This is a genomic window from Thiohalorhabdus denitrificans (genome assembly GCF_001399755.1).
Taxonomy (GTDB): Bacteria; Pseudomonadota; Gammaproteobacteria; order Thiohalorhabdales; family Thiohalorhabdaceae; genus Thiohalorhabdus; species Thiohalorhabdus denitrificans.
Window position 1 is genome coordinate 430,811 of the sequence record NZ_LJCP01000010.1, and the last position, 19,259, is coordinate 450,069.

Consider the following 19,259-nt stretch of genomic DNA (forward strand, 5'->3'; position numbering starts at 1 on the left):
TTTTGCTGTGCGGCCGCGCTCATCGGTTCGACTGCCCCTCCTCCAGTCCACGCTCCCAGATCCGCCGCAGGGATTCGCGGCGCGCTCCATCCTGGGGCGTCCCGTAAACGACCCGGGGGCGCAGGAGGATGACCAGCTCGCGCTTGGTCTGGACGGATTCCTGGTGGCGGAACAGCGCCCCGAGCAGGGGGATGTCCCCCAGCACAGGCACCTTGGTCTGGTTCTCGGTGGTGGATTCGGACATCAGGCCACCGATGACCACGATCTCCCCGTCCCGGGCGCGGACCACGGAATCGGACTCCCGGACGTCGCTGCGCGCGAGCGGGAACTGAAAGACCCGATCCTCACCGAGCTGGAACACCTTCTGCTGGGAGGTCACCTCCGTCACCGAGGGATGGACGTGGAGCGTTACCATGCCCTCGCGGCTGATCTGGGGGGTAACATCCAGGGCGATCCCGTTGAAGAACGGGGTCAGATCCACATCGAAGTTCTGCCGCTCTCCCGCCGAGGTGATGGTATCCCGGAGGTCCACGTCGGTCAGGAAGAATTCGTCCTGTCCGACCTTGATTACCGCCTTCTGGTTGTTGACGGTCGCCACCCGGGGGCTGGAAAGCACGTTGACGTCGCCCTGGGTCTCCAGCAGGGAGAGCACGGCGGAGAAGTTGTCCATGGCCACCGCAGCGGAGAAGACTCCCTCGCTCTCCAGGCCCTGGAGCTGGGGCAGCAGCCCCGGCCCTTCGCCGCCGTTCACCAGGGCCTCGCCCACGGTCGCCCCGCCACGCTCGGACGGTGTCATGCGGGTGGCGATACCGGCTTCCCCGGCTCTGCCCAGGGTGGCCCAATCTATGCCACTTTCAAAGGCGTCGTCCAGGCGCACCTCGAGGATCTTGGCCTCGATAACCACCTGCCGGTGTGCCCCCCCTTCCACCGCCTCGAGATATTCCCCCACGTTTCGGAGGGTGGCCGGCATGGCCCGCACCAGCACCACGCCCGCGCCGGGGTGCATCACCAGATGGCTCTCATCGCCGGGGCCGTCGGCGAGGATGGCCTCCAGACCTTCCCGAAGCTGTCCCCAGAAGTCCTCCTCGGAGTCGGTCTCGATGCGGCTGCCCATGACCCTGTCGGATCCGTTGCCCCCCCGGTTGGAATCGTTGGCCGCCGATTGGGTTACCTGCCCGGAGCTGATCCGGGTCTGGCTGGAGCCGCTGCGGTCCATGCTGAGGTAGTTAACCCGGAAAGTGCGGGTCTGGAAGTCCGCCGGCTGAACCAGGAACCGCCGGCCGACCCGTTCCACCCCGTAGCCGTAGCTGCGGGCCAGGAAGTCCATGGCTTCCGGCACCGTCACCTGCCGGAGGTCCAGGGCCACCTCGCCGCTCACCTCCGGGTCGATGACCACGCTGTAGTCCGTCCCGTCCACGAGCCCCAGGAGCACCTCCCGAACCGGCGCCCCCCGCGCAGCCAGGTCGAAACGCTTCGCCTCCGGCGCCTGCTCCGCGGGTGGCGCGGGCTCCCGGGTGTTGGGAGCGGAATCGCGGGTGGACTCCTCGGCGGCGGCCTGCCGGTCATTGGCCGCGGGTCCGGAGCTCCCCTGCCCGGGGAGGCTACCGGGAAGGTCGCGCGCAGGCTGGGTGGTGCCGCAGCCGGCCAGCAGACCGACCGTAAACAGCAGGATGGGGATGCGGGGGATCAATGCTCGGGGACCTTTTTCATTCCTGGTGTGGAAATCAACCGCAGGACCCGCGTGCCTTCCCCCCCTGCGAGCACCACCCGGTCCCGCCCTATTTCCTCTACGGTGTAACCGTGGATGCGGTCCCCCACCCGCAGGCTCCGCCCATTGATGATCGCCAGGGCGCGCTCGCCGCCGTGCAGGAGGGACTGCAGATTCAATTCCTCGGGTGGCCCCACGGTCTCCGGGGAGGGTCCGGATCCACCGGTAACCTCCGGGGGCCGGGTGGGATCCGGCAGGGACGGCTCGCCGGCCGCCAGGGGGCTCGCCGCGAATAGCACCGCGAAGGCGGCCGGTAACAGGACGGGGCCGCCCGGCCTCCGGAGGCACCTAACCCGCATTTCCGGCCTCCCGTGTGCCGAGGAGGAAGGTATGGGCTTTGAGCTTCATGCGGGCGCGCGGATATTCGGTCACCTCGTAATCGAGCGTGGTTACCTGCACGGCCCAGGGCAGCTCCTCCACCTCCTTCAGGAAGCGCAGGGCGTTGGGGAAGTCCGCCTCCACCACCACCTCAACGCCTTTCCGGACCAGCGTCACCGGCGGGGCCTGTCCCCCGCCCGAGCCCCCGAAGCTGCGCTCCTCCCGCTCCAGGCCGGTGACCCGCTTAACCTCGCAATTGCCGATGGTCCGCGAGTCCAGCAGCTCCTCAAAGAACCCCATCAGCCGGGCGGGGCGGATGAAGCTCCCCACCTGCTCCCGCAGGCCTTCCCGCTGTTCGCGGAGCCGGCCGGACAGCTCCTGCCGCCGGGACTCCAGCTCGGCCCGTTCCGCCTGAAGCGCCGAGCCCTCCAGACGGGACCTCTCGGCGCGCAGCTCCGCCGCCTCGGCCCGGATGCGCTCGGTATCGCCGCGCAGCTCCCGCCATTGGGCGAGGACTGGCCCCAGAGCGAGCTGATACGCGGCGGTCAGCAAAAGCGCCCCGCCCGCCGCGAAGATCAGGACCCGCTCGCGGAGGGTCCGGCCATCGAGGGTGGCCGCCAGCCGCCTCAAGCCCTCCCTCATGGATCGCCCCCACCGCCCTCGCCCCCGTTAAAGGGAAACCGGGTGTGCGCGGTGAATTCGAGCAGCCCTCCGGCCCCTCCCCCGTTCTCCAGGGAATGGGCCGAAAGCTCCCGGAAGTCCCCACCCGGGAACCCGATCCGGTCGGCCACCGCCTGGAGGTATCGGGGGATGGACTCCGGCGTGCGGGCCTGTCCTTCCAGCTCCATGGCCACTTCCTCGACGCCATTGAGCCGGAAGCGGGTCAGCCAGAGGTCCTGAAGGCCGGAGCTCGCCATGCCCAGGTCCCGGACCAGGGCCGCCTTGTGCCCGGTGGCACGCAGACGCCCCTCCAGGGCGCTGCGGGCCCGCCGGAACGAGCGCAGCTCCCCCTCGAGGGACCGGTTCCCCTCCTGGAGCCGGTCCAGCTCAGCGCGCCGTTCCCGCATTGCCTCCCGTAGGGGGGCGAGTCGCGCCTCCGCCTCCGCCCGTTCCGCTTGGGCCTCCTCCCGGGCCTCGCCCTGCATCTCCACCAGGTAGACCGCGCCGCCCAGAACCACCCCCACCAGGGCCGCCAGCACCAGGCCGGCCTGGGCCATGCGGCGGGCCGCAAAGGGGACGGGGCGGGGCCAGAGCTCGGCCTTGTTGAGGTTGATCTGCCGCATCAGGGCGCCTCCGTACCCTGTAGCCGCAAGGCGGCCCCGAGGGCGTAGATGGCCTCCTGGGCCCGCACCTCCCCGGGGTCGGATTCCGGCTCGGAATCCATGGAGATGTCCATAAGGTCCCGGGGATCGAGGAAGCGGAAGCCGCGTCCCAGCACTTCCTCAAGGCGCTCCACCAGCCCCTCCACCAGGGCCCCCTCCCCGGCCAGGTGGATCCGTTGCACCCCGGCCTCCCGGAAGCGGGAATCGTAGTAGTCCAGGGAGCGCTGGATCTCGAGGGCCAGACGCTCGGCGTAGCCGGTCAAGGCCTCCTGGCGGCTTTCTCGCTCCCCTTCCGAAGGCCCCTCCTCGAAATGCAGGCCCCCGTCCCCCTCGGCTTCCGTGGCTTCCTCACCGGCCAGGGACAGGGCGCCCAGCTCCTCCCGTACGTCCACGCCCAGGAGACGGCTGAAGATCAGCTCGCCGTCCCGGCTGATGGTGATGAGCGGGCTTTCGGGGTTGAGGATTACCAGGCAAGTTCCCGGGGATTCCTCCCGGGGCAGGAGCAGGGCCAGATTGCGATGGGCCATGTCGGGGATGTCCACATCCCGCAGCTCCAGCCCTGCCTCCCGACAGGCGGTCACCCGGGACCGTACGGTTTCCTGGCGCGCGGCCACCACGAACACCGGCGCCCCTTCCCCGGGGAGCTCCCGAACCGGAATGGGCAAGACATCCACCACGGCTTCGTCCGCCGGGAAGTCGAGCAGATCCCGTACCCGCCACCTCATGGCCGCGGGCAGGTCCGCCTCCTCCACGCGGTCGGGGGCGTCGGTCAGGATGAGGTGGAACTGGGGACGGTAAAGCAGGGAAACGGCAGGGCAGCCCCGAAGCCCGAGGCGCTCCACGAACGGGGCCAGCAGTTGGGTCAGTCGCTCCGGGCCGGGCCTCCCGGTACCTTGCAGTGGGATACGGGACAGGGAAGCCGAGAGGGGGACGGATCCGCCGCCCCGCAGGGCTGCCAGGAGCAGAGCGTCCTGGCGCACATCCACCGCAACGCTGAGGCCTTCGCAGCGGCGCTTCTTCTTGAAGATGGGCAATTGCAGAGCCGGAGTCCTGGTGGTTGGCCGGATATCCCCGAAAAATGTTCCGGATGCCTTCCTGCCTCCCCCCAGAGCCCGGAAAGATCCGTTGCTGGAATCCCCCCCGGCACAGATCTACCCTAATCCTATAGGAAAACTTCCACCCGGTCTAAGGATTAACCCCTAAGGGAAAACCTCCTGCCAGTACAGGATCCGGTCATCCCCCCGGTAGCGGCCGAAGGTGGCGCGCACCTGCGGGTACTCCGTAAAGGAGCCGTCGCCGTCGCGGTCCACCTCCAGCCAGGGCAGCTCCACCAGGTCGGCGCGAACGTCCACATATCCCGTGCTCCCCTCGCCCGGCGCCGCCAGGGTCAGGGTACCGTACCCACCGGCCAGGCCGGTTGTCGCCGTGCCCTGGGTGGTCCCTCCGGTGCCCCCCAGCAGGCCCACTTCCCCCTCGGCGGCCACCCAGGAACCCCCATCGTCCAGCTGCAGCCGGACGGCATCGGCGGCCCCGCTCATGCTGATGGGGGTGCAATCGTCCTCGCGGTTGGCCACGAAACGCTCGCCGTCGTAGTACTCGGCGCGGGCCGGGACGTTCAGGTCCGTGAGCTCCGAGCCGTGGGCGTTCTCCAGGGCCAGGCGCCCGAACCGGACCGGGCCGGCTCCCCGGATGGGGGAGATCTCGTAGGTGGGCGGGCTGGCCCCGCCCTCGTAACGGATGCCGTCCCCATCCTCCACGTCGAAGCGCAGCTTGACCCACTGGTCCCCCGCCCCGATGGGGGCCGCGGGTGCGGAGGGACGGTCGTAGACCAGGGTGCCCTGGTAGGGGATGGTCGCCTGGCCGGCGGTTTCGGCGGTGTCCGGGAGCTGATGGGTGGCGCCGGAAGCATCCAGCGCGTGGTCGTCGCCGTCGTCGGCGGCCTCCTCGGTCCCCGAGTCGTCCTCGTAGCGGTCGGCGAAGTCCGGTAGGCGCCAGAAGGGGTCCTCGTAGTTGCGCGTGGTGGAACCGTCGCCCGCCACCGCCGTAACCACCACCTCGGGCGCACCCGCCCAGCCGAAGGGCTCGCCGAAGTAGGTGGAGCCCCCGGCGCAGGCCGGCTCGAAGGCGAACCCGGAATGGGCCAGCTCGAAGCGGTCGGGAACGAAACGGCCGGCCGTGGCCGGCGCCTCGGTGGCGGCCTGGCAGCCGAAGCGGCCCTCTCCGGCCGGGTCCGCGCTCGGGTCATTGCTGCTCGATCCGGTGACGCAATGGTCGTCGGAGCGGTCCCCGCTGCGGGCGGCGAAGTTGCCCTGGTCGGTCAGGGTCAGCTCCAGGACCCCCACCTCCTCGTAGCTCGCGCTGTCGGTCCGGTAGCCGGTGCTGTCCCCGGCGAAGGTCACCTGGGAGGGGCTGCGGGTACCCAGGGTGTCGCCGCCATCGTGGGGCGGCTCCATAAGGCCCCAGTTCATGGAGGTCGCTTGGTCGAAGCCGCTGACGGCGGTACCGCCGGCGGTGAAGGCCGCCCCTTCCAGGGTGAAGGCCCGCCCGGCCTTGTGGCAGGGCTCGGAGCCGCCGGCGGCCTGGCATGCAGCGTCGTTGGTTCCGTCCAGACGGCGTCCGGTGCCGGCCGTCTCCCAGTCCGCGTCCCGGGCTTCAACGGTCAGGTGGTGGGGACGGACGGTGAAGGAATCCTGACTGCAGCCCTGGGCGGGGGCGGAATTCCCTCCCGGATTGGCCTCGGTGACGCGGATCCGGGCGGCCCCGATGGCATTGCCGTAGGTGAGCCCGGAAACGGTGGTCCGGCTCTCGTTGTTGAAGGTGGCCGTGCCTAAGGAGGCCACCGCCGTCAGGTCGGCGCAGTCGGAGGCGCTGGTGGCGTCCACCAGCTCCAGCTCCACATCCCCATTGAAATTCTGGGGGTTTCCGGCGTTGTTCAGGGAAACCAAGTCCACGTCGAAGCTGCCCCCAGAAACCTTGGTGTGGAGGGGCCCGTCGATGGCGTCGGCACCCGGTTCCAACGCGTTGAACCCCCCCAGCCCTACCGTGCCGGAGGTGGGGCCGGGTGCCTTCAGGATGACGCTGTCCCAGGAAAAATCCTCGGACGCGGCGATCTCGAGCGTATAGTCGCCCGCCTCCAGGGTCGTATCGATGGGGAAGGCGGCCGGCGTGTCCTGCAGGTCGGGGCTGTCCCCGGTAATGGTGTCGCTCCATACCTCGGTCCCGCCCCGACGCAGCGTCAGCTCGCCGCCTGACCCAGTCACCTCACGAAGCCGGAACATCCAGAGCGCATTGAAATAGGTATCCGCCCCCAACGAGAAGCCCACGGTGATGGGACCTCCCTCCCCCGAATCCGGGTAGAAAAACGGCTCCTGACCGGAATTGCCCAGGTCTTCGTAGTCGTCGTCTTGAAGATCCTGGCCGTCCCCGGCATGCCGCCGGCGGACCCAATGCATGCTTTGGGTGGCCGCCCCGGACTGGGTCACCAGGGTCATTTCCGAGAAGCTCAGGTCGTTCTCGGTCCGGCTGACCCCCGTGCAGTTTCCGATACCGCCATTACTTTTGATGCAGTCGCTGGTGACGGCCAGAGTGTGCAGGCCGGGGGCAAGGGTCGGGGCGGGGTCCAGAGCCAGGGTGTCGTTCCCGGCATCCCAGTTGCCGCTGTAGTCGGTGCCGTCGATGGTCACGTAGGGCCGGCCATTGTCGTTCTCCATGACCAGTCCCTCGAAGCGGACCTCGGTAACGGTCACCTCCTCGGTAAGGTGGAAATGGGTGGGATAAACCCCCATCCGGTCGAACAGCACCGGGTCCAACGGCACGAAGGTTCCGCCCAGCTCGTCGTCGCCGATGTGCTGCTCGCCCGGCAGGGAGACATCCGCGCCGGCCGGCCCGGCGGCCAAGAGGAGGACAACCGCCGCCAGCGCCGCCACCCGGCCCGTCGCGCTTGGGAAGCGGGACTTGTATCCGGTCATGGGCTTCATTCTTGGAAGCGCACCTCCAGCCGCCGCCGAGTCAGCATGTCGGCATCCCCCGGATGGCATTCGCCCACCACCTCCATGCGAAAGAGCGCCACCTCGCCACCCGGCGCGGTTACCGTCCCGAAGCGCTCCAGCCCATTGGGATCGTTGCCGCCGATGCGCGTGGGGCCACAGGGGGACAGGCCGCCCGCGGCCCCGGCCAGCAGGTCGCCCTCGGGGCCAAGGTCCGACCGGCCCCGGGCCAGGGCCTGATACAGCCCCCACTGCCCCGCCGATTCCGCCGCGTGCAGGGCCTGGATGGAGGCCATCTCCCGGGACACGGCCCGCTGCTCGGTGGTCACCAGACGCAGCAGGGCCGTGCCCAGCATGGCCAGCACCACGATGACGAAGATGGCGGCGATCAGGCCCACTCCTCGCTCGTTTCGGCAGTCAGGGCGCATTGCGGACCTGCACCTCCTGGAGGAAATCCAGCGTCTCCCCGGAGCCGGGATGCTCCAGGGCCAGATAGAGGCGCACCAGGGCGCTGCGGGTCGGGGTGGCCGGCTTGTGGGTGAAGCGGCACTCGGCCACCCCCTCGGCGAGCACCACGCCGTGGGCGGCGCAATGGTCGGTGGGGGAGTCCAGCCCGTCCATCCCTCCCAGGGGTCCGGACACCGCCAGCCGCAGCTCCCCCTCCGCGGGGGCGCAGCACAGGGTGACCTGCCGGTCCACGGCGTAGACCCGGCGGGCGGGCGAATGGCGCGGGAAGGAATCGGAGCCGTCCAGGGTGAGGCGATGCTCGATGGTCTCGCCGGAGGAGCGGTCGTCCACCGCAGCGATCCGGGAGCGGGGTCCCTGCCCCGCCCCGGTGTGGAGATCGTCGCCGTCCAAGGGGTACACCACCAACTGCCAGTCCGGCCCCAGGCCCTCCAGGCCGAAGGCCGTGAAGGTGTCGCCGTCCCGGCGGACCTGCAGCCGGGAGGCGGCGGGTCCGGTGGCCACGTAGCGCCCCCCCGCGCTGGCGGCCAGGAAGCTCATGCGCGCCGCCCCGTCGCAGGCGCCGTCGTCGCAGCGGTAAGAGCCCGGAACCCCCCGACGCAGCTCGCGGACCGCACGCTCCACGGCCACCCGCCCGCTTCCCGCCAGATCCTGGCGAGCCTCGGCGTCCGTATAGCCCCGCACCATGCCGCCGAGGAGGCTGGCCCCCACGTAGCCCAGGATCCCCACCAGCACCACGACCACCACCAGCTCCACCAGGGTGAAGCCGCGGGAGTCGGTATGGCGCGCGGGGAGCATGGCTAGAAGTTCAGGCGGTAGGTGGAGAAGGTGGTGGAAAGGCCGCGCGGGTCGGTGACGGTCACGTCGATGCGCTTGGCGTCGTCGGGCCGGACGTCCGGCAGCTCCGAACCTACCCCCACGGCCACAGCGATCTCCACGCAATAGCCGGCGTAGCGGCCGGGGCGCTCGTTCCCGGAGGCGTCGCGCAGCGGCGCGGCGTGGCCACACGCCGTCCCTTCTGCGAGGCCGTGGAAATCGTCCACGTCGTTCTCCGTGCCGCGGTCCTCCCCGCCGTCGCGGCCGCAGGAACCGGGACAGACCGCCGCCGGGCCGCCGGAGCAGGCGGTGTCGCCGGCGTCCACGCAGCCTCCGCCGGGGGGCGTGGCCTCGTCCCAGGCCTTGGTAAAGGCCTCCTCCATGTAGGACTGCCCCAGCTCCACGGCCTTGATGCGCAGCTGGGGATCGGGGCTGGAGCGGAAGCCCTGGCCGAGCAGCAGAAGGACGGCGGTGGCGCCCACGGCGATGACCACCATGGCCACCACCAGCTCCACCAGCGTCAGCCCCGCCTCCGGCCTAGCCATCCCGGACATGGCCGGTCTCGCCGAGGACCGTGACCGACACCCGGCCCCCGCCCGCCGACAGCCCCCGGTCGACCACCGCGCCATCACCGTCCACGCTGCGGCCCAGGGGGTCGAAGTACACCGTGTCCGCGGCGCCGAAGGCCAAGCCCGGGCCCAGGGTCCAATGCGCGCCGTTTCCGCCGGGGGGCGGCAGCGGCTCCCAGGCGCAGTCGGCGGGCCGCTGCGCCCCGCTCGCGCACCGCCCTATACGGAAGGCCCCCGACCCGGGGTCCCCGGGCGAGACCCGGACGTAGCGGGCACGGGACATGGCCTGCTGCTGGGCGTAGCGCAGGCCGGACACCAGCCGGTCACCACCGGCCCGCACCTGGAAGCCCCCTACCCCCGGCATCCGCGGCAGCAGAACCGCCGCCAGCACGCCGAGGACCACCAGGACGGCCGCCATCTCCACCAGGGTGAAGCCGCGTTGGTTTCGGGGGATCATGCCCGGGATATGGCCCATTTTCAGTCAAGTCAAAAGATAGAAGAAGACCGCCCAGGCGCCTTCTACCAGGGGGCCGATGGAATCCCTACCCGCCAACCAAGGCTGCTCATATTCCAGGAAAAAGGTTGGCAAGGATCCCCATAGCAGGAAATCCATTCCACAAACGAAATAGGGGGAGCCGAAACTCCCCCCACCGTCACAGGCAAGATTACAGCTCCATCAATTCAGTCAGAACTGATAGTTCCGGCCGTGGCGTTGTAGTAGATCGAGCTACTACCCGGGCTGAAATCCAGGAGTGGATCCCCATCACTCCCCCATCCCGCATCAGTCCAGTTGGAATTGTCCGCAGGGTTGCTCTGAAGGGTGTTTAAAAGGTTGGAACCATCGGTGGGCCATCCACTACTATTCATGGTAATAGTTTCGGATCCCATGGTCACATCGCCACTTTGCCCCTGGGCCAACCACTTGCTGTGGGCCAAAGACAGGCCTCCCTGCAGGCTGGATTCCACCCCCTGATAGGCCGCCTGATTGGCCTCGTCGGTGAGGTCCACGAACCGGGGCAGGGCCACGGCGGCCAGAATGCCCAGGATCACGATCACCACCACCACCTCGATGAGGGTAAAACCCCCTTGTCCCTTCTGCATGGGCTCTCCGCTCCTTTTGCGCGTCGCTTTGGAACGGGATCGCCCCCCCGCCGTCCCGTAGAACACTTCGAATTGCGGACAGATTAAAACGCGTTTGTCAAAAGACGTCAAACCTTGCGGGGTTATTCAAGATCCCGGGGCGGGGCCAGCTCGCCGCTGTCCGGGTCGTAGCGGTAGGGGCGGCCGAAGGGGTCCAGCACCCGGCCCCGGTCGTCCACCAGGGTGTCCCGCCGGGGATCGAGGGCGCCACCGATGATGTCCCGGGGGTCCTCGCCCAGCACCTCGCGCAGGCTCCCGGGCCACTCCCCGTGCCGGTAGCGGTGAAGCTGGACGCGCAGCTCAAGGAGGCGGTGCTCGTGCTGGGCCACCGTGGCCAGGCCGCGCTCCTCCAGGGCCTCGTAGCGGTCCAGGACCACGCCGCTCATGATGAGGATAAAGAGCAGCACCAGCGCCCATTCCAGGGCCCGGGCGCGGTGGGGCCGGACGTCAAGGCGCTCCAAGCCCGTCCTCCATGTCCCGGATGCGCGTGCGGAGGGCGGACCGGGCCTCCCCGGACCCTTCCGGCACCCGCGCCAGGGCCGACCGGGTCAGAGCCAGGGCGCCGGCGGGATCGCCGGTGCGCTCCCGCAGCTCCGCGCTGCGCAGGAGGAGCTGCGCCCCTTGCGTGCCCGGGTACCGCCACGGCAGCCCCTCCTCCAGCACGGTCCGGGCCGCCTCGAGGCGCCCGGACCGTTGATGGTGGTCCGCCAGCGCCAGACGGGCCCCGAAGAGCCGCGGGTCCTTGGCCAGCGCGCGTTCCAAGGCGGCCGCGGCCCGCTGCCGGGGCGCGTCCTCCATGGCCTCGGGGGCCACTTGATAGAGCCGGGCACGAAGCCGGTCCAGCTCCGCCCGGGCCGGGTTGCGCCGTTGGGCGCGATCGAGCAGGTGGTGGGCCTCGCGGTAGATGGCCCGGCGCTGGCCGACGTCCAGCCCGCTTTCCGGGGCCCCCAGGGCGGCCACCCGGATCTCGGCACCCAGGGCCCAGGGGGTGTCGCTGTTGGGGATGATCGCCCGGGCGTAGCGGAAGTAGCGCAGTGCTTCCCCGGTTTCGCCCGCCTCCACCGCCGCCTTGCCCCAGCGGATCAGCCGATCCCCGGCGGCGGCCGCGCCCAGGTTCATACCCACGAGGGCCACCCCCCCCGCCAGGATGGCGGCCCAGACCCGCGGATGGGCCCGGCGCGGCAGGGCCACGGCCGCCCGCTCCCGGCCCAGCGCCGCCTCGCAGCGCAGCTGCCAGGCGGCCAGGACCACGCCGGCGCCGATGAGGATGGGCAGGATGTAGAGGTGGAAGGTCGCGTGGGTGTGCACCGCCACCGCCAGCAGGCCGGCGAAGGGGCCGAGGATCCGCAGGCGCCCGGTTGGCCCGACACCCTCGGCACGGACCGCCCGCACCGTCTGCACGAGCACCGCGATCAGGAACAGGTAGAACAGCGCAGGTCCGGCGACCCCCACTTCCGTCCAGAGCTGCAGCGGGTCCATGTGGGCGTAGAAGCCGCCCGATCCGCTGTCCTCCGGCAGGCGGTAGCGGGGGTAGTAGAGGAAGAAGGTGCCCAGCCCGGTGCCCAGCCAGGGCCGGTCGAGGACCATGTGCCAGGTCCCCTCCCAGATAGCGAACCGGGTCAGGAGGCTGGTCTGCGCCCCCACCGCCCCCAGGGTCTCCAGACGCTGACCCACCACCCCACCCGCCCAGCCGTTCATGAAGGCGAAGACCGCTCCGCCGCCCAGGGCCAGGGCCACCAGCCGCGGCCAGGTCGCCCCCGGCGCCCCCCGGGAGACCGCCAGCAGCACCGCCAGCCCCAGGCCGGCCCCCAGGTAGGCACCCCGGCTCTGGGTGGCGATGACCCCGGCGAGCAGCAGCAACGCCCCGGCCAGCAGCCAGCCGGCGCGGCGGCGCCCGGCCGTGCGCAGGTAGCCGGCCACCACCGGCAGCAGGGCCAGATTGAACAGCCCGGCCAGGTTGTTGGGGTTGATCAGGGGATGGTGGGCCCGGTAGCCGTAGACCTCGGGGAGGGCGAAGAACTGGACCAGGGCCCACAGGGCCAGGAGCCCGGCGGCCACGAAGAAACCGCCCAGAGCCGCCCGGGTCCAGACCTCCGGACGCGGCGCCAGCACCAGAGTAAAGAAGGTCAGCGGCAGGGCGCTCAACCACCAGTAGTAGAGGCTGCTGGTGTAGACCACGGTGGACCACGCCAGGCTGACCGCCAGAAAGACCCACCACGTCACCAGGCACCCAGCGGCGGGCGAGCGCGGAACCCGCCAGCCGGCGTGGATGCCCGGGCCCAGGGCCAGGGCCAGGCAGAAGGCCAGCAGGATCCCGGTGGCGGCGAGGAGGGGGATGTGCAGCCCGTTGAAGAACAGGCCGGTGCCGAAGGCGGCGGCCAGCAGGGTTAGGGTCAGGACACCGCGGCCCTCCAGGCGTCCCGCATCCCTCGCCCTTTCCTCCCCGGCGCCTGCTGCGTACCCGGCTCCCGCCATGCTAGACGGCCCGCGCCATGTCCCACATGGGCAGGAATACCCCCAGGGCCAGCACCAGGACCATGGCGCCAATGACGGCAATGAGCACCGGCTCGATCAGGCTCGACAGGGTGTCGATGCGCAGGTCCGCCTCGCGCTCGTGGTAGTCGGCCACCCGGTCCATCATCTCGTCCACGGCCCCGGCCTCCTCCCCCACCTCGATCATCTGCAGCACCGTCAGGGGGAACAGCTCCTCCCTCCGGGCGGCGCGGTGCAGGGAGTCGCCCCGCTCCACCCCCGCCCGCATGGACGCCACGTGCTCCTCCACGTAGCGGTTGCCCACGGCGCGGCCGGCGACGGTGAGCCCCTCCACCACCGGCACCCCGGACGCGGCGGTGGTGGCGAAGGTGCGCGTGAAACGGGCCATGGCCAGCTTGTAGAGGATGTCCCCCACCACCGGCAGGCGCAGCTTCCAGCGGTCCCAGCGCCGTCGCCCCCCCTCCGTGGCGATGTAGCGGCGGAAGGCGAGGAGGCCGGCGATGGCAAGCAGGGCCACCAGCCAGCCTTGGCTGCGGGTGAAGTCGGAGAAGCCGATCAATAGCCGGGTGGGCAGGGGCAGCTCGGTGTCCAGGTCGGCGAACAGGCCCACGAACTTGGGGATGACCACCACGTTGAGGATCACCATGGCGACCGCGATGGCCACCACCACCATGGCCGGATAGCGCAAAGCCTGCTTGGCGCGGTCGCGGGTGTCCTTCTCGTGCTCCAGGTAGCCGGCGAGGCGCTCGAAGGCCTCCGCGAGCTCGCCGCTCGCCTCGCCCACCCGGACCATGTGGACGAAGAGCTCGGGGAAGACGTCGGGATATTGCTCCAGGCCGTCGGCCAGGGTGCGGCCGGCCTCCACGGTCTCACGTACCCCTTGCAGGACCTCGCCCAGGCGCGGATTGGGCACCGATTCCACCTGGCCAGCCAGCGCCCGCAGCAGGGGCACCCCAGCCCGGAGCAGGGTGGCCATCTGGCGGCTGAAGAGGATGAGCGCCTCCAGGGGAACCTTACGGGAAAGCAGACGGTTGCGCAGCGCCGCCCCGTCCGCCCCCTCCCCGCCCCGGGCCTTCACGATCTCCAGGGGCACGGCGTTGTCCGCCGACAGACGGTCCGCAGCGTCCCGAGAGGACTCGGCCTCCAGGGTGCCGATGACGGTCTGGCCCTGGGCGTCCTGGGCCCGGTAGCGGAAGGTAGGCATTCAGGGCGTTCCCAGGTGGGCGTATTCCTGGTCCTCGGCGGTGACCCGCAGCACCTCCTCCAGGCTGGTGACGCCGGCTCTGACCTTCGCCAGGCCCGATTCGCGCAGGGTGCGGTGGGCCTCCTGGCCCTCCAGGGCGCACTCCACCGCCCCGCGATCGTTGCGGCTGATGGCCTCCCGCACCGGCCCGTCCACCTCCATCAGCTCGTAGATCCCCACCCGACCCCGGAAGCCGGTGTTGTTGCACTCCACGCAGCCCTCCCCGCGGTAGAAAATGGTGCCCTCGGCCTCCCGTGGATCCAGGCCCAACCCCTGGAGGACGGCCGCGGAGGGCCGGTCCTCCACCCGGCAGCTGGGGCAGATGCGGCGCACCAGCCGCTGGGCCACCACACCGCGGAGGCTGGAGGCCACCAGGAAGGGCTCCAGGCCCATGTCGATCAGGCGGGTGACGGTGCCGGGTGCGTCGTTGGTGTGGAGCGTGGAGAACACGAGGTGGCCGGTCAGGGCGGCACGGATGGCGATGCTGCCCGTCTCCTGGTCGCGGATCTCGCCCACCATGACGGTGTCCGGGTCCTGGCGCAGGATGGAGCGCAGGACGCGGGCGAAGGTAAGGTCGATGCGGGGATTCACCTGCACCTGGCTGACCAGGGGCAGCTGGTACTCCACCGGATCCTCCACCGTGATGATCTTCTGGCCGGTGTCGTTGATCCGGTTCAGGGCGGCATAGAGGGTGGTGGTCTTGCCGGAGCCGGTGGGCCCGGTCACCAGCACCATGCCGTGGGGAATCCGCACGAGGTGCTCGAACCGCCGGCGGACCTCTTCCTCCATGCCCAGCTCCTCCAGCCCGATGAGGCCCGCGGACTGGTCAAGGAGGCGCATCACGGCGGCCTCGCCGTTCTGGATGGGCATGGTGGACAGCCGCACATCAAGGCGATGCCCACCTACCGTGATCCGAAAGCGCCCGTCCTGGGGGAGGCGGCGCTCGGCGATGTCGAGCTCGGCCATCAGCTTGAGCCGCGAGACCACCGCCTCGGCCACCTGCCGATCGGTCCGCATCCGCTCCTGCAGCACACCGTCGATCCGGCAGCGGACCAGTAGGGCGTCCTCGTCGGGCTCTACATGGATGTCGGAGCTGCCCATCTGCACGGCCTGGGTAAACAGGGCATTGATGAGGCGGGCCACCGGGGCGTCCTCGGAGCCCGGCTCCACCTCGGGGAGACCGCGCTGGGATTCCTCCCCGAGCTCCGCGCCGATTTCGTCGGCGAGGGAGCTCATCTGGTGGCTCCGGGTGAACACCCGATCCAGCGCCCGCAGGAGGGCCGACTCCGACGCCACCGCCGGCTCCACCTCCGCACCGAGAAGGTGCTCAAGGCGGTCCACCGCCATGACGTTGGTGGGGTCGGCCATGGCCACCTGGTAGGTGCCGTTCGGTTTTCGCTTGAGGGGAAGAGCCCGGAACCTGCGGGCCTGGGATTCGGAGAGGGAATGGGCGGCGTCCGGGTCCACCCGGTACTGGGCGAGGTCGACAAGCTCCACGTCCAGCTGGTCGGCAAGGAACTCGAGCAGCCGCTGCTCGGTGATCAGGCCCCGTTCGACCAGGATTTTGCCGAGCTTCTTGCCGCTTTCCTGCTGGATACGCAGGGCTTCGCCGAGCTGGGCCTCGGAGATGACCCCGTACTTGACCAGGAGGTCGCCCAGACGGATTTTCTTGAGCTTCGCCACGGGGATGCGCCCTCAAAGCCGGATGGTGGTGCCCATGGAAGCCCCATCGGATCCCCCCGTCCCGAAGGCTAGTGGCTTACGTCGAAGAATGCGAACGCGCGGCTACAGCAACCGGCGCACCAGGAACAGCAGGAGCACGCCGAGGACCATGAAGGTCAGCCCGGCGCTCCGCAGGACGTGGTCCGGCAGGGTAAAGATCCGGGCCAGCGCCTGGCGCATGGCGGAGGGACTGATGAAGTACGGCAGTCCCTCCAGGATCATCACCAGCGCAATCGCAGACAGCAGCTCCTGCCACACGGTGCGGGCTTCTTATTCCGTCGCCTCCGACTTCTGGAAGTAGCGGAAGAACTCCGATTCCGGACTGAGCAGCATCAGCTCGCCACCGTCGAAGGCCTTCTCGTAGCTCTGCAGGGAACGGTAGAGGGCGAAGAACTCCGGCGACAGGGTGTAGGCGGAGTTGTAGATCTCCGTGGCCTCGGCGTCCGCCTGACCCTTGACCTCCTCCGCCTTGCGCCGGGCCTCGGCGAGGATCTCCTCGCGCTCCCGGTCCGCCTTGGCCATCACCTCCTCGGCCTGCTCGGCGCCCTCGGCCCGGTACTCGCGGGCCTCGCGCTCGCGCTCGCTGATCATCCGGTCGTAGACGGCCTGCTCGTTCTCCTCCGGCAGGTCGGTCCGCTTGATGCGGATGTCCAGAACCTCGATACCCATCTTTTCCGCCTGTTGGCTCACCACCCTGGTGAGGTTCTCCATCACCTGCCGGCGCTCCCCGGATACCGTCTGCTGGAGGTTCCGCCGGCCGATCTCCTCGCGCAGCTGGGAGCGGATCAGATCGCCCAGGCGGCTGCGGGCGGTCATCTGGTTCGTCACGCTGATGTAGAACCGCAGCGGATCCCGAATCCGCCACTTGGCGTAGGAATCGATGATGAGGTTCTTCTTGTCGCTGGTGACGTAGGTCCGCGCCTCGTCGTCAAAGTCCAGCACGCGTGCGTCGAAGTACTTCACGTTCTGGACGAAGGGCCGCTTGATGTTCAGCCCGGGCTCGGTCACGGAGGCCCGCGGTTCGCCGAACTGCAGCACCACCGCGGACTCGGTCTCGTCCACGGTGAAGAGGGAGAAGGCCGCCGTGATGGCCCCGAGTACCAGGACCACGGCGATGGCGATTCCGACTATGCGGTTCATCGGCTCTCTCCCTCCTGGATACGCTCGAGACGTCGTTCAAACTGCTGCCGGACCCGTTCGGTGCGTCCCGCCTGCCCCTCGTCCTGCCCGGAAGCCTGCTGGTCCTGGCCGTTCTGGGCCTTGCCGGAGTCGCCCTGGCGCTGCTTCAGCACCTCCTGGATGGGCAGGTAGAGGAGGTTGCCGGATTCGGGGATGTCCACCATCACCTTCTCGTTACGCTCCAGGACCCGCTCCATGGTCTCCAGGTACAGGCGCTGGCTGGTGACCTCGGGGGCGTTCTGGTACTCCTCGAAGACGTCCCGGAAGCGGGAGGCGCTGCCCTGGGCGGCGTTCACGATACGGGCCCGGTAGCCCTCGGCCTCCTGGAGAATCCGCTCGGCCTGACCACGGGCCCGAGGGAGGATGTCGTTGGCGTAGGCCTGAGCCTCGTTCACGGCCCGGGTGCGGTCCTCCCGGGCGCTGATCACGTCACGGAAGGCCGGCCGCACCGGATCAGGCGCCTGGGCGCTCTGCAGGGCGAGGTCGTCCACCTGCAGGCCGGTGTTGTAGTGGTTGAGGATGGACTGCATCAGCTCCTGGGTCTGCTGGGCGACCTCGGCCCGGGCCTGGGTCAGGACGTCGTCGATGGGCCGCTGCCCCACCACCTCGCGGATGGCCGTCTCCGCCGCGGAGCGCACAGTGCCGTCGGGGTCGCTGACCTCGAAGAGGTACTTGGCGGCATCGGAGATGTGGTACTGCACGGCGAACTGCAGGTCCACGATGGCCTCGTCCCCGGTGAGCATCAGGGCTTCCTTGGGAACGTGCATGGAGTCCTGCCGGCCGGGCCGGTCCCGGAAGCCCACCTCGATGCGGCGAACCTGGGTGACCTTGGGCGTATGGACGGATTCGATGGGCCACGGCAGGTGATAGTGGAGGCCCGGCTCGGTAGTAATGGTGTGCTTGCCGAACCGCTTCACCACGCCCTGCTCGGCGGGGTTCACAACATAGATGCCGCTGGCCAACCACAACAGCAGGGCGATGCCGACCACGATGGCGATGCCACGACCGCTGAAGCCGGGCCCACCGCCGCCGAGGATTCCACCCCCGCCACCTCCGGAGGAGCCGCCGAACTTGGCCTTGAGCTTGCGGATAATCTCATCGAGGTCGGGGGGCTGCTGGCCGCCGCCACCGCTGCCGCCCCCGCCCCATTGCCCCCAGGGGTTCTTGTCGTTTCCCTTGTTGGGGCCGCCGGGCTCATTCCATGCCACGTTCACCCTCCTGAAGTGGCCATCAAGTGCATTGCAGTTACCGTAGAATCGGGCAGTTTAGGGGGGAAAAAGGCACAGGACAAGCCTTCTCACCGGCCTGTCCAGCCCAGAGGACGAAGAAACTCCCGCACCCGCTCCAGCACCGCCTCCCGCTCCTCGGGGCGGTACCATTCCACCCCCGGCTCGCGCCGCAGCCAAGTAAGCTGACGCTTGGCCAGCCGCCGGGTGGCCACCACGCCCGCCTCCAGGAGCTCCTCGCGGCTCCGCCGCCCCTCCAGGCATTCCCGCACCTGCCGATAGCCCACGGAGCGCAGGGCTGGCGAGTCCGGATCCACACCGGCCTCCACCAGGGCGCGGACCTCCTCCTCGAGCCCCTGCTCCAGCATGGCACGGAAGCGCGCCTCGATACGCCGCCACAGCTCCTTCCGGGGCAGCCACAGGGCCAGGCGCAGGATAGGGAAATCCGCGGGAGGCAGGCCTTCCTCCTGCTGGAGCTCCGAAAGGGGTCTTCCCGTGGCCTCGCAGACCTCCAGGGCGCGCAGGACGCGCTGGCCGTCGCGGGGATGGATCCGCGCCGCGGCCTGCGGATCCAGGCGCCGCAGGCGCTCGTGCAGGGCGGCCCACCCCTCGCGCTCGGCCTCCCCCCGCAGCCGGTCCCGCAGCTCCCGGTCCGCGGTTGGCAGCTCCGCCAGCCCTTCGGCGAAGGCGCGGAAGTACAATCCCGTCCCGCCCACGAGCAGCGGCACCCGGCCCCGGGCCAGGCATGCCTCCGCCTCCCGGCGCGCGGCCCGCGCATAGCCCCCCGCCGAGAAGGGCTCGGCCGGATCGCGGAAATCCATCAGGGCGTGCGGATACCGGGCGCGCACCTCCGGGGAGGGCTTGGCGGTGCCCACGTCCATGCCCCGATACACCTGGGCGGAGTCGGCATTGATCAGGGCCACCGGGAATTCGTCGGCGATCGCCAGGGCCAGATCGGTCTTGCCGGTGGCGGTGGGCCCCATGAGGAACAGCGCGCAGCGCTCCCCCACCA

General features: G+C 69.8%; 19 protein-coding genes. All 19 read right to left on the minus strand.

From position 1 onward, the window contains the following. Window positions 1–19: 19 nt before the first annotated feature. The 19 genes from mshL to miaA all read right to left on the minus strand — a co-directional run bounded on the left by mshL (window position 20) and on the right by miaA (window position 19,257). Window positions 20–1,690: a pilus (MSHA type) biogenesis protein MshL gene (gene mshL, locus AN478_RS08630; RefSeq protein WP_054966207.1), complete on the minus strand. Its 1,671-nt coding sequence runs from the start codon at window positions 1,688–1,690 to the stop codon at window positions 20–22. Next, window positions 1,687–2,067 (minus strand): hypothetical protein, encoded by a 381-nt coding sequence (locus AN478_RS08635; protein ID WP_054966208.1) that lies wholly within the window; start codon window positions 2,065–2,067, stop codon window positions 1,687–1,689. Before AN478_RS08635 ends, mshL begins: the two co-directional genes overlap by 4 nt. Then, window positions 2,057–2,728 carry a type II secretion system protein M gene (locus tag AN478_RS08640; RefSeq protein ID WP_143004050.1) on the minus strand — a complete coding sequence of 224 codons (672 nt, stop codon included), beginning with the start codon at window positions 2,726–2,728 and terminating at the stop codon, window positions 2,057–2,059. The genes AN478_RS08635 and AN478_RS08640 overlap by 11 nt, the downstream gene beginning before the upstream one ends. Beyond that, on the minus strand, window positions 2,725–3,369 hold the full coding sequence (locus tag AN478_RS14725) for a hypothetical protein (RefSeq protein ID WP_054966210.1): 645 nt from the start codon (window positions 3,367–3,369) through the stop codon (window positions 2,725–2,727). The genes AN478_RS08640 and AN478_RS14725 overlap by 4 nt, the downstream gene beginning before the upstream one ends. After that, window positions 3,369–4,442 carry a pilus assembly protein PilM gene (gene pilM / locus AN478_RS08650; RefSeq protein WP_054966211.1) on the minus strand — a complete coding sequence of 358 codons (1,074 nt, stop codon included), beginning with the start codon at window positions 4,440–4,442 and terminating at the stop codon, window positions 3,369–3,371. Before pilM ends, AN478_RS14725 begins: the two co-directional genes overlap by 1 nt. Before the next feature lie 165 nt (window positions 4,443–4,607). Beyond that, window positions 4,608–7,376: a DUF6701 domain-containing protein gene (locus AN478_RS08655; RefSeq protein ID WP_054966212.1), complete on the minus strand. Its 2,769-nt coding sequence runs from the start codon at window positions 7,374–7,376 to the stop codon at window positions 4,608–4,610. Between the two features lie 5 nt (window positions 7,377–7,381). Continuing rightward, on the minus strand, window positions 7,382–7,822 hold the full coding sequence (locus tag AN478_RS08660) for a pilus assembly PilX family protein (RefSeq protein WP_143004049.1): 441 nt from the start codon (window positions 7,820–7,822) through the stop codon (window positions 7,382–7,384). Further along, the gene (locus AN478_RS08665; RefSeq protein WP_054966214.1) at window positions 7,812–8,657 is read right to left on the minus strand and encodes a prepilin-type N-terminal cleavage/methylation domain-containing protein; all 846 of its coding nucleotides are present in this window, start codon (window positions 8,655–8,657) and stop codon (window positions 7,812–7,814) included. The genes AN478_RS08660 and AN478_RS08665 overlap by 11 nt, the downstream gene beginning before the upstream one ends. Window positions 8,658–8,659: 2 nt before the next feature. Further along, window positions 8,660–9,229 carry a type IV pilus modification PilV family protein gene (locus AN478_RS14730; protein ID WP_054966215.1) on the minus strand — a complete coding sequence of 190 codons (570 nt, stop codon included), beginning with the start codon at window positions 9,227–9,229 and terminating at the stop codon, window positions 8,660–8,662. Next, window positions 9,213–9,701 carry a GspH/FimT family pseudopilin gene (locus tag AN478_RS08675; RefSeq protein ID WP_176758717.1) on the minus strand — a complete coding sequence of 163 codons (489 nt, stop codon included), beginning with the start codon at window positions 9,699–9,701 and terminating at the stop codon, window positions 9,213–9,215. Before AN478_RS08675 ends, AN478_RS14730 begins: the two co-directional genes overlap by 17 nt. A 224-nt stretch (window positions 9,702–9,925) precedes the next feature. Continuing rightward, entirely contained in the window at window positions 9,926–10,345 is a 420-nt protein-coding gene (locus AN478_RS14735) for a prepilin-type N-terminal cleavage/methylation domain-containing protein (RefSeq protein ID WP_054966217.1), read from the minus strand. A gap of 122 nt (window positions 10,346–10,467) precedes the next feature. Continuing rightward, window positions 10,468–10,845, minus strand: a complete 378-nt coding sequence (locus AN478_RS08685) for a hypothetical protein (RefSeq protein ID WP_054966218.1) — start codon at window positions 10,843–10,845, stop codon at window positions 10,468–10,470. Then, window positions 10,832–12,859 carry an O-antigen ligase family protein gene (locus AN478_RS08690; RefSeq protein ID WP_054966219.1) on the minus strand — a complete coding sequence of 676 codons (2,028 nt, stop codon included), beginning with the start codon at window positions 12,857–12,859 and terminating at the stop codon, window positions 10,832–10,834. Before AN478_RS08690 ends, AN478_RS08685 begins: the two co-directional genes overlap by 14 nt. Window position 12,860: 1 nt before the next feature. Further along, window positions 12,861–14,081, minus strand: coding sequence for a type II secretion system F family protein (locus tag AN478_RS08695; protein ID WP_054966220.1), 1,221 nt, complete (start codon window positions 14,079–14,081; stop codon window positions 12,861–12,863). Then, a complete protein-coding gene (locus tag AN478_RS08700) occupies window positions 14,082–15,803 on the minus strand; it encodes a GspE/PulE family protein (RefSeq protein ID WP_143004048.1) in 1,722 nt (573 codons plus the stop codon). It lies immediately after the preceding gene. A gap of 102 nt (window positions 15,804–15,905) precedes the next feature. Beyond that, window positions 15,906–16,100 carry a DUF2065 domain-containing protein gene (locus tag AN478_RS13605; protein WP_074471211.1) on the minus strand — a complete coding sequence of 65 codons (195 nt, stop codon included), beginning with the start codon at window positions 16,098–16,100 and terminating at the stop codon, window positions 15,906–15,908. 12 nt (window positions 16,101–16,112) lie between these two features. Next, window positions 16,113–16,982, minus strand: coding sequence for a protease modulator HflC (hflC, locus tag AN478_RS08705; protein WP_054966222.1), 870 nt, complete (start codon window positions 16,980–16,982; stop codon window positions 16,113–16,115). Further along, window positions 16,979–18,229 (minus strand): FtsH protease activity modulator HflK, encoded by a 1,251-nt coding sequence (gene hflK / locus AN478_RS08710; protein ID WP_054966223.1) that lies wholly within the window; start codon window positions 18,227–18,229, stop codon window positions 16,979–16,981. Before hflK ends, hflC begins: the two co-directional genes overlap by 4 nt. A gap of 89 nt (window positions 18,230–18,318) precedes the next feature. Next, window positions 18,319–19,257, minus strand: a complete 939-nt coding sequence (gene miaA, locus AN478_RS08715; protein ID WP_231627366.1) for a tRNA (adenosine(37)-N6)-dimethylallyltransferase MiaA — start codon at window positions 19,255–19,257, stop codon at window positions 18,319–18,321. Window positions 19,258–19,259: the final 2 nt, after the last annotated feature.

Bases quoted from the DNA above. Each gene is read 5' to 3' on its own strand.
- AN478_RS08635 (WP_054966208.1), bottom strand. From the start codon at position 2,067: ATGCGGGTTAGGTGCCTCCGGAGGCCGGGCGGCCCCGTCCTGTTACCG.
- AN478_RS08640 (WP_143004050.1), bottom strand. From the start codon at position 2,728: ATGAGGGAGGGCTTGAGGCGGCTGGCGGCCACCCTCGATGGCCGGACC.
- AN478_RS14725 (WP_054966210.1), bottom strand. From the start codon at position 3,369: ATGCGGCAGATCAACCTCAACAAGGCCGAGCTCTGGCCCCGCCCCGTC.
- AN478_RS08655 (WP_054966212.1), bottom strand. From the start codon at position 7,376: ATGACCGGATACAAGTCCCGCTTCCCAAGCGCGACGGGCCGGGTGGCG.
- AN478_RS08660 (WP_143004049.1), bottom strand. From the start codon at position 7,822: ATGCGCCCTGACTGCCGAAACGAGCGAGGAGTGGGCCTGATCGCCGCC.
- AN478_RS08665 (WP_054966214.1), bottom strand. From the start codon at position 8,657: ATGCTCCCCGCGCGCCATACCGACTCCCGCGGCTTCACCCTGGTGGAG.
- AN478_RS14730 (WP_054966215.1), bottom strand. From the start codon at position 9,229: ATGTCCGGGATGGCTAGGCCGGAGGCGGGGCTGACGCTGGTGGAGCTG.
- AN478_RS08675 (WP_176758717.1), bottom strand. From the start codon at position 9,701: ATGATCCCCCGAAACCAACGCGGCTTCACCCTGGTGGAGATGGCGGCC.
- AN478_RS14735 (WP_054966217.1), bottom strand. From the start codon at position 10,345: ATGCAGAAGGGACAAGGGGGTTTTACCCTCATCGAGGTGGTGGTGGTG.
- AN478_RS08690 (WP_054966219.1), bottom strand. From the start codon at position 12,859: ATGGCGGGAGCCGGGTACGCAGCAGGCGCCGGGGAGGAAAGGGCGAGG.
- AN478_RS08695 (WP_054966220.1), bottom strand. From the start codon at position 14,081: ATGCCTACCTTCCGCTACCGGGCCCAGGACGCCCAGGGCCAGACCGTC.
- hflC (WP_054966222.1), bottom strand. From the start codon at position 16,982: ATGAACCGCATAGTCGGAATCGCCATCGCCGTGGTCCTGGTACTCGGG.